Origin of the sequence: Pseudomonas sp. FSL R10-0056 (genome assembly GCF_009600105.1) — a bacterium.
GTDB classification, from domain to species: Bacteria; Pseudomonadota; Gammaproteobacteria; order Pseudomonadales; family Pseudomonadaceae; genus Aquipseudomonas; species Aquipseudomonas bubulae.
In genome coordinates this window covers 1-14,207 of record NZ_WIWL01000022.1, presented here as the reverse complement: position 1 = coordinate 14,207, position 14,207 = coordinate 1, and the positions used below count along the sequence as shown (strand labels likewise).

The window sequence follows — 14,207 nt, the reverse complement described above, 5'->3', positions numbered from 1 at the left end:
ATGATTTGTAGGACTTGTTAACGCAAAGTCACATTTCGATACTTTCCCGAACGTCCCTTAAGGCGTAGGCTGCGCGTTCATTTCGCCAGCATCCAGACAATGCTCCAACAATTTCTTCAAGAATTCGGCTACTTCGCCCTGTTTCTAGGGACGTTCTTTGAAGGTGAGACCATTCTGGTTCTCGCAGGCTTCTTGGCGTTCCGCGGATACATGGACCTCAAACTGGTCATGATCGTGGCATTCCTCGGCAGTTATGCCGGAGATCAGCTGTGGTACTTCCTGGGGCGCAAGCACGGCCGCAAACTGTTGGCGCGCAAACCGCGCTGGCAACTTATGGGCGACAAGGCGCTGGAGCACATTCGCAGGCACCCGGATATCTGGGTCCTGAGTTTCCGCTTCGTCTACGGCCTGCGTACCGTCATGCCCGTGGCAATCGGCCTGTCAGGCTACCCTCCGGGCCGCTATTTGCTGCTCAACGGCATTGGTGCGGCCATCTGGGCCATTGCCCTGGCTACCGCCGCCTATCACTTTGGCGCCGTGCTCGAAGGCTTGCTGGGCAACGTCAAGAAATATGAGCTGTGGGTGCTCGGTGCCCTGCTCCTGATCGGCCTGTGCCTGTGGGCCCGCCGCCGCTTCAAGAATGCACGCCTGGCCAGACAGACCGCTCTTGAAGAGAAAAACAAGAGCAACGCCGAAGTCAGCAACCCGCCAGCCGAGTGATACGGTTTCTGCACACGTAGAGCCCCATCACGCTCAACAGGGTGTAACTGGACAGGCCGACCCAGCCCAATGCGCTGGCCGGCCACAGACCGGCCACAGGGGCCAGCCAGACCAGTGGCAGGTTGAGCGCCAGGCGCAGCCACTCAAGTTTCAGCGCCCAGGGCCGGTTCTCCAGACCTGCCCCCAGCACAAACAGCCCCAACGCCATATACCCCCAGCCCAGCATCAGCGCCTGGGGCGACAACGTCTCGCCCAGATTCAGCAAATAACTGCCCAGCGCCAGATAAACTGCAAATTGCGCCGCGATATACACCTGTTGGCGCCGTGCCAGTGGCACCTCGAATTTTACAAACCGGCTCAGGTCCGGCTTGTTTATCGGGTACTTCGCCGCTACATCCGCCGGACGCCAGCCCGTGGGCATAAACCAGATCCTCAGCTTGTCCCGCCAGCGCTCGGTGCGCTGCGCATCAGCCAGCAACTGGCCATAGAACTGCCAGTTGGCCCACAGCGGATTCCAGCTTTGCAGCGGCGTGGTCACGCCGAAAATCACCGGTTCGGCGTCGTCTTCTTCCTGAAAAGTGCCGAACAAACGGTCCCAGACAATGAACACTCCACCGTAATTGCGATCCATATACAGAGCATTCTGCGCATGGTGAGCCCGATGATTGGAAGGTGTCACAAACAACCACTCGAACCAGCCCAGCTTGGGCACATGGCGGGTATGGACCCAGAACTGATAGAGCAGGTTGACGGTGGCCACGGTGACAAATACCGGCAGCGGCACACCCAGCACCGCCATTGGCAGGTAAAAGACCCAACCAAGCACAAACCCGGTGCTGGTTTGGCGCAGGGCGGTGGACAGGTTGTAGTCTTCGCTCTGATGATGCACCGAATGCGCGGCCCAGAGCACGTTGCGCTCATGCCCCAGGCGGTGGTGCCAGTAGTAGCAAAAATCGTAGAAGACAAACGCAAACAGCCACACCCACAGGCTGTCTTCGGGCAATTGCAGCAGCGCCAGATATTTCAGTGCCAGCGCGTAGGTGATCAGCCCCACGCCTTTGGTCAGCAAACCGGTGGTGGTCGACAGCACACCGGCGCTCAGGCTGCTGATAGTGTCAGCCAGGCGATAGGTGTGCATTGCGCGCCAGCGGTCGGCCAGCAGCTCGACAGCAATCAGCACAAAGAAAAACGGTACGGCATACAGAATCAGCTTCATGGCACACCCCGAGCGGTATTCCATCAAGCGTAGGCGCACTTGCTGCGAAACCCTATGGCATCAAGCGCCAAATCAGGCGACATTAATGCCATGAACAAGGAGATCGACATGACCACTAAAAAAGTTGCCGTGATTCTTTCCGGCTGCGGCGTCTATGACGGCGCCGAGATCCACGAAAGCGTGATCACCCTGCTACGCCTGGACCAGCGCGGCGCCAAAGTACAGTGCTTTGCCCCCGACATTGCACAACTGCATGTCATCAACCACCTGACCGGCGAGCCAATGCCCGAGTCACGCAACGTACTGGTGGAGTCAGCGCGGATTGCCCGGGGCGAGATCAAGGATGTTCGTGAGGCCAAGGTCGAGGATTTTGACGCCCTGATCATACCGGGCGGGTTTGGTGCCGCCAAAAACCTCTCCAGCTTTGCCACCGATGGTGCTGCGTGCTCGGTTCAGGCTGATGTGCTGAGCCTGGCCGAAGCCTTTGCCGAAGCTGGCAAACCGATTGGCCTGATGTGCATCTCACCTGCCATTGCCGCCAAGATTTATGGCCCAGGCGTGATCTGCACCATCGGCACCGACGCAGATACCGCTGCAGCCGTCACCAAAATGGGTGGCACCCACCAAGAGTGTGAAGTGTCGGAAATTGTCGAGGACAAGGCCCGCAAGCTGGTCAGCACCCCGGCCTATATGCTCGCCAAATCCATCAGCGAAGCAGCGTCAGGGATCAACAAGATGGTTGACCGCGTGCTTGAGCTGACGCAAAAAAACTGATCAACCCCGTGCCAGCCGGGTCAGGATACGGTCCAGGGCATTGGCGAACGCCTGCTTGTCGCGTTCGCCATAGGCACCCTGCCCGCCGCTGACCTGGCCTTGCTCGCGCAGATCGGTAAACAGATTACGCACCGCCAGGCGCTCGCCCATGTTTTGCGGGTCAAACTCCTTGCCGCGCGGGTCCAGCGCGGCAACGCCCTTTTTGACCAGCCGGTCGGCCAACGGCACATCGCTGCAAATCACCAGTTCGCCGGGCACGGCGTGCTCCACCAGATAATCATCCGCCGCATCCGGGCCGCTGGGCACCACAATCAGTTTGACCAGGGCGTAGGTCGGTTTGATCTGGCTCTGCCCTGCCACCAGCACCACCTCAAACTGACGCTTGAGAGCGAACTTGATGACCTGATCCTTTGCCGCCTTGGGGCAGGCGTCTGCGTCGATCCAGACACGCATAGAGAATTGCTCCTGAGTGTTGCCGCTCCCACTGAGGGGAGGTGTATAAGGATTTAAGAAGCCTGCACCCGACGCTTTTCCGCCAGTTTGCTTCGGCCGTACAACACGATAATTGCCAAAATGGCTACGGCCTGCGCACTCAGCGAGTACGCATCTGCATGAATACCCAGCCAGTCGAAGTCGAAGAACGCGACAGGCCGCGTGCCAAAGATGCCCGCCTCTTGCAGCGCTTTCACGCCATGCCCGGCGAATACCACCGACAGGGCGCAGAGCAAAGCCGCGTTGATGCTGAAAAACAGCGCCAATGGCAATTTGGCCGAGCCACGCAGGATGATCCACGCCAGGCCCATCAGCAAGACCAGTGCCGTGGCGCCGCCCGCCAGTACCGCGTTGTGGCCCGCCGGACCGGCTTGCAGCCACAGGGTTTCGTAGAACAGGATCACTTCGAACAGTTCGCGGTACACCGAAAAGAACGCCAGTATCGCGAAGCCAAAACGACCGCCACCGCTGACCAGGCTGCTCTTGATGTAATCCTGCCACGCGGCGGCGTGACGACGGTCGTGCATCCATACGCCCAGCCACAGCACCATGACGCTGGCGAACAGCGCAGTACAACCTTCCAGCAGTTCACGCTGGGCACCGCTGACGTCAATCACATAGGCCGCCAGCGCCCAGGTCGCCAGCCCGGCCACCAGGGCCAGACCCCAGCCGACGTTGACACTGCGCACCGCCGATTGCTGGCCGGTATTGCGCAGGAAAGCCAGAATCGCGGCCAGCACCAGAATTGCTTCCAGGCCTTCACGCAGCAAAATCAGCAGGCCGGAGATATAGCTCAAAGTCCAGCTCAGGCCATCGCTGCCCAACAGCCCGGCAGATTCCTTGAGCAAGACTTTGGCAGCCTCCAGTCGCTGCTCGACCTGCTCGATCGGCAAGCCGTCCTGCAGCGATTGCCGATAGGCCATCAGGGCTTTTTCAGTGTTTTTGCGCACATTGGCGTCAACGTTATCCAGCGAGCTTTCAACGAGTTCAAAACCTTCCAGATAAGCCGCCACCGACAGGTCGTAGGCTTGCTCACGGTCACCGGTGCGGTAAGCCGCAAGGCTTTTATCCAGGGTGGCGCTGGTGTAGTCGAGCAGCTGCGCCGGGCCGCGTTTGACTTGCGGCGGCTGCGCCCGTTGGGCACGGAACGTTGCGGTCGCCTCGGGGCCTTCAGCCGCCAGCACTTCATTCGGGGTTTGACGGGCAAGGTCCGCCAGGTTGTAGGTTTTGTCTGCCTTGCTGGCACTCGGGTCGGCACTCAGCCCGGCGATGTAGGTGGCCAGGTCCCAGCGCTGACGCTCGTCCAGCTGATCAGCAAACGAAGGCATATCGGTGCCTTCAACCCCCAGGCCAAGGGTGTTATAGATCGCGTAGAGGCTCAGCCGGTCCAGGCGCTGCGCGTCACGCAGGTTCGCAGGCGGCGGCGTCATACCGACACTGGCAGGGCCGTCACCGGCGCCGGTTTCACCGTGGCACACCGAGCAATGCTGGGCATACAAGGGTGCGCCACGGGTAGGGTCAGGGGTAATGGCGGGGGCCTGGCTGACCTCGTAGGCCACCGCCAGTTTGGCACCCAACTGACGTGCCTCATGCGCAACGGCGGTGCCGTCTACACGCTGTTCGATGGCGCTTTGCAGGGCGTTCACGCCTTGCAGCAGCTCCTCACGCTCAGGGCGTTGCGGCAAGTCCGCGAGCAGGCCTTTGAGCACGGCCAGAAACTCGAGTTGCTCGCGGTATTCGGTCTCATCAATAACCTTGCCGTTTTCAACTGTGGGCGGATAGTCAGCACCAATGTAGTCAATCAGGTGCAGCGCTTGTGAGGCGCCTTCCGGGGTGTTGGCAGAGGCAACAAGGCTGCACAACGCGAGCACGGGCAACAATAGCCATGCCAAAAAACGCGAGCGGGAGGTCATCGATCAATCCGGATGGAAATGAGAAGTAACATATTGTTTACCGTTACTGGCTGCCGACTCAAGGCCCTCGTATGCGATCGCGCCGTAAATCAGCGAATTGCAATTCTGCGATTGAACTGGCTAAACATAGCGAGCCTTGGAGATTGATCGCCCCTTTATTGCAAGTGCTTGTGGGTTAACTATCGCCACAAATGTAGGCATTTTCCCAAAGTGATTAAACAGAGCCATCACGCCCTGATTAAGGCTATTTCCCCTCCGCCGACGCTGCTAAAAATACCGATCCTTCACCACAACTGATCACCCGTACTCGGGCCCGGTCTCTGCGGTATCGACAAGTATTTATGGTTTATACGCCCGGGGACACTCATACCCATGACCGCTCGCGCCCTTAACGCTCTCATTTTGAGCGTGCTCACCTTACTGACTGGATGCTCGGTATTTCGTAGTTATGACAGCGAACTGCAAGCCACCAACCAGCAGTTGTCGGCTGGCAATGTCGATGGCGCACTGGTCCTGCTCGAACAAAACAACAGCAGCCAGAACAAAGACCTTCTCTACTACCTGGAAAAAGGCGAGTTATTGCGCGCAAAGGGCGACCTTGCTGCAAGCCAGAAGGCATGGCGCAACGCTGACAAATTGATATATGCCTGGGAGGAGTCGGTCAGGCTCGATACCGCCAGGTACCTCGCACAGTTCTCCAGTTTTCTGGTCAACGACAAAGTCCGCCGCTATGAAGGCCATGACTACGAGAAAGTCTGGTTGAGTACGCAAATGGCTCTGAATCTGTTGAACCTTAACGATTTCGAAGGTGCCCGCACGGAAATCAAAAAAACCCATGAACGCGAAGCCCTGATCACTGAACTTCGGGACAAGGAATACTTGAAACGTGAGCAGGAAGCAGAACGCAGGGGAGTACGGGCCCGGCTCAAGGATCTGCGTGGCTACCCGCTGGAAAGTCTTGATGCACCCGACGTACTGGAGCTGAAAAATAGTTATCAGAGCGCCTTTAGTCATTATTTGGCGGGCTTTGTTTACGAGGCTTTGGGAGAACGAAGCCTTGCCGCACCAGGCTATCGAAAGGCCGCAGAACTGCGACCCAACACACCTCTGATCGAGCAAAACCTGCTGAACCTGGACAAACCAGAGACCAGCAGCGATGAAAGCGAAGTTCTGATAGTGCTGCAAAATGGCTTTGCACCGGCGCGAGACTCAATACGTCTCCCACTGCCATTAACCATCAGCAACAACCTCGTCATTACGCCGCTGTCATTTCCGGTGATCAGGCCTTACACCCCCAATACGCCCCTCACCCATGTCGTCGTCAACGGCCAGCTTCATCCCCTCACCTTGCTTAACACCACCACGACCATGTCGCGTCGCGCCCTGCGCGATGAACTGCCGTGGATCCTCCTGCGTAGCAGCGCGCGGGCTGTCACTCGAGGCGTCGCACAAAAACAACTCAATGACGATAACCCGCTGGCCGGCCTGCTTCTGGGAGTTGCTTCGACTGTTCTGGAAGACGCGGATACGCGCACCTGGCGCACCCTGGCAGACAACACATATGTGGTGCGTTTACGCCTCAACCGTGGTGAGCATCAAATTAGTCTGCCCGACATCCCGGGCAGTACGCCGATACGCATAAGGGCCGAACGCGGCTATCAGGTCATCACGATACGCACGATCGGTAATCGCGTTTTCCACCATGCCGCCGCTGGCAGTACTACACCCGTCACCCCCCCGCTGGCTTTCATAAGCCGACAAAAACCCTGAGGAACCCACGATGCGATATTTGCTCTCGGGCGCTCTGGCGCTGTTTTTACTGATCGGCTGCGCCACACCGTCACCTCCACAACCCAACAGTGCAGCAAGCAAGATTACGGTCATGGGCAAGTTCAAACATATCTCTGCCGGAGCGATCCGCGTAGCGCGTGTAAATGGCTTCATGACCGTAAACGCCCAGATGACCAACACCAGCCGCCACAACCGAATGGTTTATTACCGATTTACCTGGCTGGGCAAGGACGGTTTTCCCGTTGCCAATGAAGAAGGCTGGAAAACCATCACCCTGTACGCCAAACAAAACACTTTTATTCCTGCTATTGCACCAGTGCCTCAAGCCAGGGATTTCCGCTTGGAAGTGAAAACCCCCTGAGCCTGTAGCCTTTGTCACACCTGGAGAGCTATTCCATGCTTGCACGCACTTCATTACTCGCCCTTATGCTGATTCTGATCAGCGGGTGTTCCAACACTTCGCCAGTCATCGGCGGCAAAAACATAACTTATGGCGACACCAAGGCTGTGGAACTGATCACCAATGAGTTTGGCTCGACTGACCTGCAGATGATCGCCGAAAGCATGACACGTTCCCTTGCTCAGTCCGGCATTCTTCAGGGAATGCCGGTGGTACAGGTCTACGATGTGAAAAACAAAACCAGCGAGTACATCGATACCCGCCAGATAACCACGTCGATAAAAACCCAACTGATGAAAACCGGCACCGTTCGTTTTGCGAGCGACAACACCGACATGCAAAGCCAGGTCGACCAACTTCAGTTGCAAAACCAAAGCGGCCTGTACAAAAAAACGACGATCAGCAAGACCGGCAACATGATCGCAGCCAAATACCGCCTCGAAGGCTCCATCACCTCGATTGTGAAGCGCAGCAAGGACTTCAAAGATGTTTTCTACACATTCAACCTGCAACTGGTCGATCTCGAAAGCGGCCTGGCGGAATGGATGGACGAAAAAGAAATCCGCAAAACAACGGAGCGCTAAGCGATGCGTATCTGGATATGCGTTATCAGCCTGCTCTGTATCTGGGAAGTTCAAGCTGCCCCCAAAATAGCCGTGACCGACCTGGCTTATGAGACCCGCGTACAGCAATACGTCCAGTCAACCACTGCACGTAACCGTTTTCAGTCCGGCCCGTACCACGCCAATGGCTCGGCGAGCTACCAGACGTACGAGAGCCGCAACAGCTACATCCAGCAAAACGAGTTGCGCAATTTCAGTGGCGATATCAAAGGAAAGATTCTCAAATCCGGGTTGTTCCGACTGGTGCAGGCCAAGCCTTACAAAGCCAGCGACAAAACGGATGTTTATGACGTCATCAAGCGCATAAAGGCCGGTCATTTCAAAGGCGCCGACTACGTTCTGTTTGGCACGGTGTCTGACATTGATTTCACCCGGGACCTCAACGCACTGGCCAATACCAGGAGTTATTCGGCGATACTGGGGTTGACGCTGGTTGCTGACTTCAGCCTGATCAACACCCGTACCCTTGAGGTCACCTCAGCATTCACTGCCATGGGTAAAGGGGAGGACATCAAACTGACAAACCGCCACGATCTCAGAGTGTCCCTTAACCGGCCCCAGGTTATACGCGACGTAGCCGCAACCCTTGGCGAGGACGTGGTACGGCAACTACAAGAGCAACTGACAGGCATTGCACCTCAGCCGCCAAAGAGCGCGCCAGCACCACTCAACAGACTACCCGAGGATGAAGCTGCGGTGATTCTGCGCTGAGCCCTGAGCACAAGCCAGTTGTCGCTCAACAGCCGAGATCAGACCGACATGTAATGCTGAGCCATGAACTCGACAAAAACACGCACTTTGGGGGCCAGAAGGCGGGCGTGCGGATAGAGGGCAAAGTAATGACGCTGGCCTGCGTTGTAGTCGGGAAGAATCTGTACCAACTGGCCGCTTTGCAAGTTCTGTTGCACCGTCGCCCGTGTGAACGCGGCAATGCCCAGACCGGCCAATGCGGCGCTGTGGAGGGAGGTAATGGTGTCGGTTTTGAAACGTCCGTTGAGCGCCACCACCACGGTATCAGCCCGCGCCGAATTCAACCGCCACTCATTGCTCCCCGTAAAACCGAGTAACTGATGGGTGGCCAGCTCGTCGACCTGGCGTGGCAAGCCTTGGCGACTGACATAACCGGGTGCAGCCACCAGAATCAGATCGGATACGGTCAGTTTCTTGGCCACCAGCGAGGAGTCTTCCAGGGGGCCGCTGATGCGCAGTGCAAGGTCGAAGCGCTCAGCCACCAGATCAACAAAACGGTCCTCGCAGGACAGGTCTACCCGGATCTTGGGGTAGCGTTGCTGGAACCCGGGCAACCAATTGCCCAACTCCAGCGTCCCGATCACCAAAGGCACGCTGATACGCAGAGTCCCTGACGGTTCGCTGCCATCGTCGGCAACAGCCAACGCCGCTTGGTCGAGCCGCTGCAAAATGTCGAGGCAGGCCGCGTGATAGCGCTCCCCTGCCTCAGTCAGGCTCAAGTGCCGGGTTGTGCGGTTGATCAACCGCACACCGAGTTGTGCCTCCAGATGCTGTAAATGCCGGGACAATGTCGAAGACGTGGTTTCCCATTGCTCGGCTGCTGCCGAAAATCCACGATTCTCGACGATGCAGCAAAACGCCCGCATGGCCAGCAACTGATTCATCGATTGAGCTTCACTTTAGAGGCAATTTAACGATCTGCGCCGTAGTCATGACGTCGCCAAAGGTGTCTTCGACTGAAGCCAGGGCTGCGCGGTGCAGGCTATTTGCATCAATGCTCGAGCCGTCTGCCCGGGTAATACTGCGGGTAGCGGAAGCATCAGATGCTACCACGACCTGGTACCCCAGCGGCGCAGCGTCCCGAGCGCCGCCGGCCACGCAGGCATGGGTCATCAGGCCGGCAATAATTACCGTCTTGATGCCTTTTTCCTTCAGCAGGCGGTCCAGTTCAGTGCTGCCAAAAACGCTCACGGTGGTTTTTTGCAACACCGTATCACCCGCGCGAGGCAGCATCTGCGGGTGGAATTTCACACCTTCGCCGTCCAGCGCAAAAACCGCTGAGCCCGCCGGGGCGATATGCTGAATCTGATAAACCGGAATCCTGGCCTTGTCCGCGAATGCAATAAGCTCGCGAGCCTTGTTGAGTGCCTTCTGGCCGTCCGGGATCGGCAACCGGCCGGTGAAGTACTCCTGCTGAAAATCAATCACCAGTAAAGCCGTAGAGGCCGGGTCAAGACGATCAATCGGAACAGCGCCAGACATGGCACGGATAGTGGGGTTGGGATTGACGGCAGGCTCAGCCGCGATGGCTGAAGTTGCCGCCAGACTCAGACAGGCGAGCAATGAGGACAGTAGTTTGGGCATTGTAAAAGTCATATGAACCTCTGGTTTGGAATGATGCAACGGAGGGTAAAAGTCTAAAAAGACCGATACCTCGCAACAACGCCAGGGCGCGCATATGACTTATGCGCTTTTTGCACAGATTTCAGTTTGTAGCGCGATGCAACGTCGCCAGAAAACCCGCCGCGCCAACAAACAGACCGGCAAAGGTGCGGTTCATCCGGCGCTGTTGTTGCGGCGTACGCAGCAGACGCAGGACCTTGGACGCCAACCCTGTGTAACCGGCCATGACGATCAGGTCGACGCAGATCATGGTCACGCCCAACGTCAGGTATTGGGACACCAGCGGCGCTGCCGGGTTTACGAACTGCGGCAGCACCGCGAGCATGAACACCAGCGCCTTGGGGTTGCTGACGTTGACCAGAAAGCCGCGAAATACGAGAGCCAGCGGCTTGCCGATGGGACGCACGGCGGCGTCATCGCTCAGATCAGCCGGCAGGGCACGCCACTGTTTGACGGCGAGGTAAACAAGGTAAGCCACGCCGAACCATTTGATGGCATAGAAAGCGGTAGACGAGGCTGCAAGGATGGCGCCGACACCGGCTGCGACAATGGCGATTTGCAACGCCAGGCCCAGTTGCAGGCCCAGGGCATTCCAGTAACCGCGCCAGAAACCATACTGCAGACCGCACGACATCGAAGCAATCGCGCCAGCGCCGGGGGACAGGCTGATCACCCAACAGGCAGCAAAAAAGGCCAACCACGTTTCCAACGACATCGCACACCTCGGACAAGATCTGTAACAAGTCCCTTAAGCTAATGCGTTGGTTGAAAATTGACCACAAATTTCTGAGGGTAGTTTTGACTCTGCGGGAGCGTTACAGGTCGCTTTCTCGCCAGCGGCGTACCGAGCGCTGGAAGAACAGACTGTTGGGGACTTGCACCATGCTGCTACCACTGCCCGATTCAGCGGGCTCGATCAGCGTGGTGTAAAGCAGATTGATGGCCACCACACGACCTTTGACGCCGGGCTTGTCCAGCGTGTCGAGCAACTCCACCACGTCGCCAATGCGAAACGGCCCCACAGTAAAGATCAACACTGCACACAGCAGATTGGAAAGCACGCTCCACATGGCGAAGAAGGCAATCGCCGCCACCGCCACAAAGCCCGACAGCGCCGTCCACAACACGGTGGCCGAAACCCCCAGACGCTCCAGCACGACGATCACTGCGCTGCCCATGATGAACCAGCGCAAGCCGCCGCGCAGCGGCATCATCAGCTGTGGCGGGAACGGATAACGCTCGCCCAGCCGCGTCAGGAAGCGCGCCACGACACGTTGGGAGAAGTAACCCGCCAACAGAATCAGCAAAATCTGCACACCGATCCACAGCGGTGCGATCAGTTCGGCGGGCACTGGCAAGTGCAGGGCTTCCATCAGGACAGGGCTTCCAGTTCTGCTTGCATGGACTCAAGCAATTCCAGCGCTTCCATCCACCGCTCTTCCAGCTGGCTTTCGAGCACTTTGAGCTTGGCCTGTTCCGCCAGCAGATCACGCAATTCATCTTTGCGCGCAGCTTCGTAAACGGCACTGTCGCCCAGGCTGGTTTCGATTTTCGCCAGCTTTTCGTTGACCTTGCCCAGCTCGCTCTCAAGCTTGTCAGCTTCGCGTTTATGCGGTGCCAGCTGCTGACGCAACGCTGCAGCGGCCTGACGTTGAGCCTTTTTATCGGTCTTGTCAGGGTTGACCAGCGTGGTGCTGACCGGCGCATTGCGCAAACGGTAGTCGGCCAGCCAGCGCGCGTAGTCTTCGAGGTCGCCGTCAAACTCCTGAACCTTGCCATCGGCAACCAGCAGGAACTCATCCGTAGTGCTCTTGAGCAGATGGCGATCGTGGGACACCACCAGCACCGCGCCGCTGAACTCTTGCAGAGCCATGGTCAGCGCCAGACGCATTTCCAGATCGAGGTGGTTGGTCGGTTCGTCGAGCAACAACAGATTCGGGCGGCCCCAGGCTATCAATGCCAGCGCCAGGCGGGCTTTTTCGCCACCGGAGAAGTTCAGTACCGGCTCGTCGATCCGCGCACCCCGGAAGTCGAAACCACCGAGGAAGTCGCGCAGGGTCTGTTCGCGCTCGGTCGGCGCCAGACGCTGCATATGCAGCAACGGGCTGGCCTTGGAATCCAGTGAGTCGAGCTGATGTTGGGCAAAATAGCCAACCACCAGATTCTCGCCACGGGCCAACCGACCCGACAGTGGCTCCAACTCGCCTGCGAGGTTTTTGATCAGGGTCGACTTACCCGCGCCGTTTGGCCCGAGCAAGCCAATACGGGCGCCCGGAACCAGTTGCAGCTTGACCTTCTCGAGGATGGTTTTGTCGCCATAACCCAGGCGCGCATCGGACAAGTCGAGCAACGGGCTGGAGAGCTTGACCGCTTCGCGGAACACGAAGTCGAACGGCGAATCCACATGGGCCGCGCTCAGCTCTTCCATACGCTCAAGGGCCTTGATCCGGCTCTGCGCCTGACGGGCCTTGGTGGCCTGGGCCTTGAAGCGGGCGATATAGCTTTCCATGTGCGCACGTTGCGCCTGTTGCTTTTCGTAGGCCTGTTGCTGCTGGGCCAGACGTTCGGCACGGGCACGCTCAAATGCGCTGTAACCACCGCGATACAGGGTGATTTTGCGCTGATCGACGTGGGCAATGTTGTCGACCACGGCATCCAGGAAGTCCCGATCGTGAGAGATCAGCAGCAAGGTGCCAGGGTAATTCTTGAGGAAGTCTTCAAGCCAGAGAATGGCGTCGAGATCCAGGTGGTTGGTCGGTTCATCGAGCAACAAAAGATCCGACGGGCACATCAGGGCCTGAGCCAGGTTCAGGCGCATCCGCCAGCCACCGGAGAAATCGGCAACCGGGCGATCCATCTGTTCGTTGGTAAAGCCCAGTCCGGCGAGCATTTTGCGCGCCCGTGCATCGGCGGTGTAGCCGTCGGCGCTGTCCAGCTCGGAGTGCAGGCGCGCTTGCGCAGCACCGTCCTCGTCAGCTTCGGCCCTGGCCAGATCGGCCTGCACCTGGCGCAATCGCTGGTCGCCATCGAGCACATAGTCGATCGCAATGCGGTCGAGGGTGTCGATTTCCTGGCGCATATGGGCGATCCGCCAGTCGGCCGGGAGCAGACAATCCCCGGAATCAGGCGTCAACTCACCCAGCAGCAAGGCGAACAAAGTGGATTTACCGGCGCCATTGGCGCCGACCAGACCGGCTTTGTGGCCGGCGTGCAGGGTCAGCTCGGCGTCTTCTAGCAGACGTTGCGGGCCACGCTGTAAAGTCAGGTTCTGAAGTCGGATCATAATGGCGGCGGAGTCTACCAGCTTCCCTCTCAACTGGCGCGAATTGCACTATGCAGACTGACCTGTGGAATTACTGTTTGAACCTCTATGCCCGACCTGGGGTGGAGCAGGCCTGCCTGCAATTGCAGGACCAGGGTGTGGATGTGTGTGTGCTGCTGTGTGCAGCCTGGCTTGAGGAGCGCGGCGTGGCCTTCGACAAGGCGCGCCTTGGGCAACTGAATGCCTGTGCCGGACCCTGGCAGCACGAAGTGGTTCAGCCGTTGCGACAACTGCGAACACGCTGGCGCGAAGCAGCCGCGCACGACGATGCACTGGCGACGCTGCGCGTGCAGGTCAAGGCATTGGAGCTGGAGGCCGAACGGATGTTGTTGCGGCGCCTGGAATCCGTGACTCAGGGCTGGTCGAAAACGCAATCGCAGGATACCTGCGCCTGGCTGCAGAAGATGACGGTCGATGCCGGTCACCCTGATTGCGACGCGCTGCATACGCTGCGCGTCGCAATCAATCGCGCTTAAGAAGCGCTGGCTGGGGTCGTAGCCGAGTTTGTAGCGGTTACCGGAGTTGACGCCGGGGTTGTAGCGGGTGCCGCGGCGGCGGACGTCACGGCGGGCTTGGCCGGAGC

The 14,207-nt window shown here is 58.3% G+C and carries 15 protein-coding genes; 7 read left to right on the top strand and 8 right to left on the bottom strand.

Features of this window, described 5'->3' with window-relative positions; genetic code table 11:
• The first annotated feature begins 99 nt into the window (after positions 1–99).
• On the top strand, positions 100–720 hold the full coding sequence (locus GHO42_RS01385) for a DedA family protein (RefSeq protein ID WP_086799407.1): 621 nt from the start codon (positions 100–102) through the stop codon (positions 718–720).
• On the opposite strand, the gene GHO42_RS01380 is transcribed toward GHO42_RS01385, so the two are convergent.
• Positions 698–1,936, bottom strand: coding sequence for a sterol desaturase family protein (locus tag GHO42_RS01380; RefSeq protein ID WP_150628911.1), 1,239 nt, complete (start codon positions 1,934–1,936; stop codon positions 698–700). The two genes, GHO42_RS01385 and GHO42_RS01380, sit on opposite strands and share 23 nt — an antisense overlap.
• Before the next feature lie 108 nt (positions 1,937–2,044).
• Here GHO42_RS01380 and elbB point away from each other — a divergent pair, with 108 nt between their 5' ends.
• Complete coding sequence (gene elbB, locus GHO42_RS01375; protein ID WP_095017800.1) at positions 2,045–2,710, top strand: isoprenoid biosynthesis glyoxalase ElbB; 666 nt, start codon at positions 2,045–2,047, stop codon at positions 2,708–2,710.
• Here elbB and GHO42_RS01370 read toward each other — a convergent pair whose 3' ends face one another.
• Both GHO42_RS01370 and GHO42_RS01365 read right to left on the bottom strand, forming a co-directional pair.
• A complete protein-coding gene (locus GHO42_RS01370; protein WP_016783011.1) occupies positions 2,711–3,163 on the bottom strand; it encodes a YaiI/YqxD family protein in 453 nt (150 codons plus the stop codon).
• A gap of 53 nt (positions 3,164–3,216) precedes the next feature.
• Positions 3,217–5,115 (bottom strand): cytochrome c/FTR1 family iron permease, encoded by a 1,899-nt coding sequence (locus GHO42_RS01365; protein WP_095020098.1) that lies wholly within the window; start codon positions 5,113–5,115, stop codon positions 3,217–3,219.
• A gap of 372 nt (positions 5,116–5,487) precedes the next feature.
• Between GHO42_RS01365 and GHO42_RS01360 the strand changes: the two genes are divergently transcribed.
• The 4 genes from GHO42_RS01360 to GHO42_RS01345 are packed head-to-tail and all read left to right on the top strand — an operon-like array spanning position 5,488 to position 8,640.
• On the top strand, positions 5,488–6,885 hold the full coding sequence (locus tag GHO42_RS01360; RefSeq protein ID WP_095024229.1) for a COG3014 family protein: 1,398 nt from the start codon (positions 5,488–5,490) through the stop codon (positions 6,883–6,885).
• Between the two features lie 10 nt (positions 6,886–6,895).
• Positions 6,896–7,267 (top strand): YcfL family protein, encoded by a 372-nt coding sequence (locus GHO42_RS01355; RefSeq protein ID WP_095000688.1) that lies wholly within the window; start codon positions 6,896–6,898, stop codon positions 7,265–7,267.
• Between the two features lie 35 nt (positions 7,268–7,302).
• On the top strand, positions 7,303–7,890 hold the full coding sequence (gene lpoB / locus GHO42_RS01350; RefSeq protein WP_153327184.1) for a penicillin-binding protein activator LpoB: 588 nt from the start codon (positions 7,303–7,305) through the stop codon (positions 7,888–7,890).
• A gap of 3 nt (positions 7,891–7,893) precedes the next feature.
• A complete protein-coding gene (locus GHO42_RS01345; RefSeq protein WP_095038701.1) occupies positions 7,894–8,640 on the top strand; it encodes a penicillin-binding protein activator LpoB in 747 nt (248 codons plus the stop codon).
• Positions 8,641–8,678: 38 nt separating this feature from the next.
• Here the strand turns inward: GHO42_RS01345 and GHO42_RS01340 are convergent, their stop codons facing one another.
• The 5 genes from GHO42_RS01340 to GHO42_RS01320 form a co-directional block, all read right to left on the bottom strand.
• Positions 8,679–9,563: a LysR family transcriptional regulator gene (locus GHO42_RS01340; RefSeq protein WP_095038700.1), complete on the bottom strand. Its 885-nt coding sequence runs from the start codon at positions 9,561–9,563 to the stop codon at positions 8,679–8,681.
• Between the two features lie 10 nt (positions 9,564–9,573).
• Positions 9,574–10,263, bottom strand: coding sequence for a cysteine hydrolase family protein (locus GHO42_RS01335; RefSeq protein ID WP_232527664.1), 690 nt, complete (start codon positions 10,261–10,263; stop codon positions 9,574–9,576).
• 121 nt (positions 10,264–10,384) lie between these two features.
• On the bottom strand, positions 10,385–11,017 hold the full coding sequence (locus tag GHO42_RS01330; protein ID WP_095000684.1) for a LysE family transporter: 633 nt from the start codon (positions 11,015–11,017) through the stop codon (positions 10,385–10,387).
• A 100-nt stretch (positions 11,018–11,117) separates the two neighbouring features.
• The gene (locus GHO42_RS01325) at positions 11,118–11,675 is read right to left on the bottom strand and encodes a mechanosensitive ion channel family protein (protein WP_095000683.1); all 558 of its coding nucleotides are present in this window, start codon (positions 11,673–11,675) and stop codon (positions 11,118–11,120) included.
• Positions 11,675–13,585 (bottom strand): ATP-binding cassette domain-containing protein, encoded by a 1,911-nt coding sequence (locus GHO42_RS01320; RefSeq protein WP_095000682.1) that lies wholly within the window; start codon positions 13,583–13,585, stop codon positions 11,675–11,677. Before GHO42_RS01320 ends, GHO42_RS01325 begins: the two co-directional genes overlap by 1 nt.
• A gap of 50 nt (positions 13,586–13,635) precedes the next feature.
• Here GHO42_RS01320 and GHO42_RS01315 point away from each other — a divergent pair, with 50 nt between their 5' ends.
• On the top strand, positions 13,636–14,100 hold the full coding sequence (locus GHO42_RS01315; protein WP_095000681.1) for a TIGR02444 family protein: 465 nt from the start codon (positions 13,636–13,638) through the stop codon (positions 14,098–14,100).
• Positions 14,101–14,207: the final 107 nt, after the last annotated feature.